The organism is Granulicatella sp., from assembly GCF_057274575.1.
In genome coordinates, this window is the sequence record NZ_DBHISP010000036.1 from 1 (window position 1) to 3,864 (window position 3,864).

Annotated in this window: 4 protein-coding genes and 1 pseudogene; all 5 read left to right on the forward strand. The window is 38.8% G+C overall.

Going from position 1 to position 3,864, the window contains the following annotated elements; all coding sequences use genetic code 11:
- Positions 1-26 precede the first annotated feature (26 nt).
- The 5 genes and pseudogenes from ACO5V7_RS08780 to ACO5V7_RS08800 all read left to right on the forward strand — a co-directional run bounded on the left by ACO5V7_RS08780 (position 27) and on the right by ACO5V7_RS08800 (position 3,836).
- A complete protein-coding gene (locus tag ACO5V7_RS08780) occupies positions 27-851 on the forward strand; it encodes a transporter substrate-binding domain-containing protein (RefSeq protein WP_485485880.1) in 825 nt (274 codons plus the stop codon).
- A 402-nt stretch (positions 852-1,253) separates the two neighbouring features.
- A pseudogene (locus tag ACO5V7_RS08785) lies at positions 1,254-2,021 on the forward strand (amino acid ABC transporter permease); the annotation flags it as partial.
- On the forward strand, positions 2,018-2,755 hold the full coding sequence (locus tag ACO5V7_RS08790) for an amino acid ABC transporter ATP-binding protein (protein WP_485485881.1): 738 nt from the start codon (positions 2,018-2,020) through the stop codon (positions 2,753-2,755). The pseudogene ACO5V7_RS08785 and the gene ACO5V7_RS08790, both read left to right, overlap by 4 nt.
- Positions 2,756-2,842: 87 nt before the next feature.
- A complete protein-coding gene (gene tsaE, locus ACO5V7_RS08795; RefSeq protein ID WP_485485882.1) occupies positions 2,843-3,319 on the forward strand; it encodes a tRNA (adenosine(37)-N6)-threonylcarbamoyltransferase complex ATPase subunit type 1 TsaE in 477 nt (158 codons plus the stop codon).
- Positions 3,312-3,836: a GNAT family N-acetyltransferase gene (locus ACO5V7_RS08800; RefSeq protein WP_485485883.1), complete on the forward strand. Its 525-nt coding sequence runs from the start codon at positions 3,312-3,314 to the stop codon at positions 3,834-3,836. The genes tsaE and ACO5V7_RS08800 overlap by 8 nt, the downstream gene beginning before the upstream one ends.
- Positions 3,837-3,864: the final 28 nt, after the last annotated feature.

Consider the following 3,864-nt stretch of genomic DNA (forward strand, 5'->3'; position numbering starts at 1 on the left):
TGATAATCGAGAAGGAGAGAAAGAAAATGAAAAAAATTTTAGGCGCAATTGCAGCATTAGCAATGATAGTTGGATTAGCAGCGTGTGGTACCCCTGCAAATCAAGGAACAACAAATGCAAATCAATTAGTAGTAGGGATGGAAGCAGGTTATCCTCCATTTAACTGGACTCAAAACGACGCCTCAAACGGAGGAGTTAAAATTCAAGGAACAAATCAATACGCAGGTGGATACGACGTTGAGATTGCTAAATTAGTGGCTCAAAAATTAGGAAAAGAATTAGTTATCGTTAAAACGGAGTGGGATGGTTTAACACCAGCGCTTATCTCTGGTAAAATTGATGCGATTATCGCTGGTATGAGTCCTACAGAAGAACGTAAAGCTACAATCGACTTTACAGATTCTTACTATGATTCACAATTAGTATTAGTCGTTAAAAAAGGTTCTAAGTACGAAAAGGCTACTTCATTATCAGATTTTGCTGGGGCTAAAGTAACAGCTCAGTTAAATACTTTCCACTACTCAGTGATTGATCAAATTACTGGTGTTGAAAAAGTAACTGCAATGGACAACTTCCCAGCAATGCGTGTAGCACTGCAAGCAGGTACAATCGATGCTTATGTATCTGAATTACCAGAAGCATTATCAGCTCAAGCGGCTAACAGCGACTTCGTAATGGTTAAATTAACGAATGGTTTCCAAACATCACCAGCAGATACACAAACAGCTGTTGGTATAAGAAAAGACAGCACATTAACAAAAGAAATCAACGAAGTATTAAAAACAATCTCTAGCGAAGAACGCTTAGAAATTATGCAAAAAGCAATTAAGAATCAACCTGCAGCGGAATAACCAGGATACGAGGGCGAACGCTCAGGACTGAATCACTGGACCGGAGTAACGCAAAGGACTTGGCACAAGTCGTGCGGATACTACGGGAAGTGGACGTCAGTCCTGTGAGCCTGAGTTCAACTACAGGATGTGAGCAATCGCGTTCAGAAATGGACCGTTGGAAAATCCTTCACAGTGCGAAGGATTTGAAACAAAAGAGAAGGAACGTGAAACGTTCTGCGGACGTTTCGGGAAACGCACGCGATTTCTGCGAAGACGAACTCAACTACAGGATGTGAGGTTGAGCTCACTACTGCGCAAGAGCACTGACTGAATATAGAAAACAAACATAACACACCGTCACCTTTTGTGGCGGATACATATAATTTACAGAAAGTAGGAAAATTAATGAGTATTGATTGGATTGTAAAAATCATTCAACAAAACTGGCAGATGTTTTTAACAGGTGCCTGGATTACACTTTATATTTCAGTTATCGGTACAATTATCGGTACAATTATCGGGATGTTTATCGGATTTGTTAAAACTATTCCTCTACCAGAAAAAGGAGCAAAACGTGTCTTCTTAAAAATTGCAATCGGAATTTTAAATTGCTATACAGAGTTCTTCCGTGGAACACCAATGATCGTACAAGCGATGGTAATTTACTATGGAACAGCATTAATGTTTAATTTAAACTTAGATGTAACATTTGCTGCGATTTTTATCGTATCCATTAACACAGGGGCATATATGTCAGAAATAGTTCGTGGTGGGATTATCTCTATCGACCAAGGACAATTTGAAGCCAGCCAAGCTATTGGGATGACTCACTGGCAAACAATGCGCTATGTTGTTTTCCCTCAAGTACTTCGTAACATCCTCCCAGCAGTAGGGAACGAATTTGTTATCAACATCAAAGATACTTCTGTATTGAACGTAATTTCAGTTTCAGAATTGTACTTTGCGACAAAAACAGTATCAGGACAAAACTTCCGTTACTTTGAAACGTTCTTTGTAACATTGATTATTTATTTCATTATGACATTTACAATTACTCGTATCTTACGTTACTTCGAACGTAAATTAGATGGTCCAGATAACTACGAAGTGATTTATTCAGATCCATTGAATTCAAATTCAATGTCAGCAGTAGAAGAAAAAACTAGACAGAAAGGAAATGCAAAATGAGCGAAGCAGTAATTTCCATTCAAAATTTAAGTAAAACATTTGGCAACAATGAAGTTCTTAAAGATATTTCTTTTGAAGTAAAACAAGGTGAAGTAGTAACAATTATCGGATCAAGTGGTTCTGGTAAATCAACACTCTTACGTTGCGTCAACTTACTTGAAAAACCAACTTCAGGCGAAATCTTCTACAATGGCCAAAACATTCTTGAACATGACAAGAGCATTTACGAATACCGTACCCACGTAGGAATGGTATTCCAACAATTTAACTTATTTAACAACTTAAACGTGTTAGAAAACTGTATCGTTGGACCTATGAAAGTGTTAAAAAAATCAAAAGAGGAAGCAGAAAAAATCGCAAAAGAATTCCTTGAAAAAGTAGGAATGTCTGCGTACATTAATGCAAAACCTCGTCAATTATCAGGTGGTCAAAAACAACGTGTCGCTATCGCGCGTGCATTATCAATGCAACCAGATGTATTGCTTTTCGATGAACCAACATCAGCGCTTGACCCAGAAATGGTAAATGAAGTGCTAGAAACAATGAAAAGCTTAGCGCACACAGGGCTAACAATGATTGTGGTTACTCACGAAATGGGATTTGCTAAAGAAGTTAGTGATCGTGTTGTCTTCATGGATAAAGGAGTTATCGCAGAAGAAGGAACGCCAGAACAAATCTTTGAAAATCCTCAAGTAGATCGTACAAAAGAATTTTTAGGACGCGTTCTAAAATAAGTGAAATATGCTATAATGAGCTAAGACAGTTTGTCTTGGCTCTTTTTTTATGCATGACAAATGAATCAAGTTTGAAGGAGTATTAGCATGTTTGAAATACATACAACATCACAAGAGGAGACAATGGAACTAGGAAAGCGTCTAGGAGAAAAGTTATTTGCCAATAGTTGTGTGGTCTTAGAAGGTGATTTAGGCGCTGGAAAGACGACTCTTACAAAAGGGATTGCCCTTGGGTTAGGCATCGACCGTGTCATTAAGAGCCCAACCTATACATTGATTCGCGAATACCGTAAAGGGCGACTTCCGCTATTTCATATGGATATGTATCGTATTGAAGAAAGTGGCGGCGCCAGTGAAGTAGGCCTCGAAGAGTATTTTTATGCAGGTGGTGTGTGTGTCGTTGAATGGGCGCAGTATATCGAAGATGAACTTCCTTCGACATTCTTAAAAGTTCAAATCGACCGTGTAGGAGACGACGAGTCCAAACGTGTGATTCGTTTAGTCCCACACGGAAAAGAGTACGAAGAATATATTAGCAAATTGGAGGAGGTAACAGATGAGTAAAGAACGAGAAATTACATTTGCACTTCCAGTCAAAGACGATGCTAAAGCGTTATTAGATTATAGTAAAAAAGTAGGTAGTGAAACGGATTTTCTTTCCTTTGGACCAGAAGGGTTGAAGTATTCTGTGGCTCAAGAAGAGTTGTTTATTGAATCGCTCTACGAGAACGAAAACCAATACATGTTACTAGCAAAAGATGGAGACGAGATTATTGCTGTAGGTTCGATTGCGGGAAGCTTGCATCCTAAATTCTCACACCGAGGAGAGTTAGGAATCAGCGTATTGAAGTCCTATTGGGGGCAAGGTATTGCGACCGTAATGATGGAAGAAATGCTGGATTGGGTATCGGAATACTCAACTCTTTCTCGTGTTGAACTTGAGGTCGTAGCTATCAATAAAAATGCCCGTCGCCTCTATGAAAAGTGTGGATTTGTAGAAGAAGGGCTCATTAAGAGCGGTGTAAAAATCGGTGACGGATATGAAGATATTGTGTTGATGGCGAAGATGATTGAACGATAATGATGAGGTGAAAGAATGAAATTTGGAA

Bases quoted from the DNA above. Each gene is read 5' to 3' on its own strand.
- ACO5V7_RS08800 (WP_485485883.1), top strand. From the start codon at position 3,312: ATGAGTAAAGAACGAGAAATTACATTTGCACTTCCAGTCAAAGACGAT.
- tsaE (WP_485485882.1), top strand. From the start codon at position 2,843: ATGTTTGAAATACATACAACATCACAAGAGGAGACAATGGAACTAGGA.
- ACO5V7_RS08790 (WP_485485881.1), top strand. From the start codon at position 2,018: ATGAGCGAAGCAGTAATTTCCATTCAAAATTTAAGTAAAACATTTGGC.
- ACO5V7_RS08780 (WP_485485880.1), top strand. From the start codon at position 27: ATGAAAAAAATTTTAGGCGCAATTGCAGCATTAGCAATGATAGTTGGA.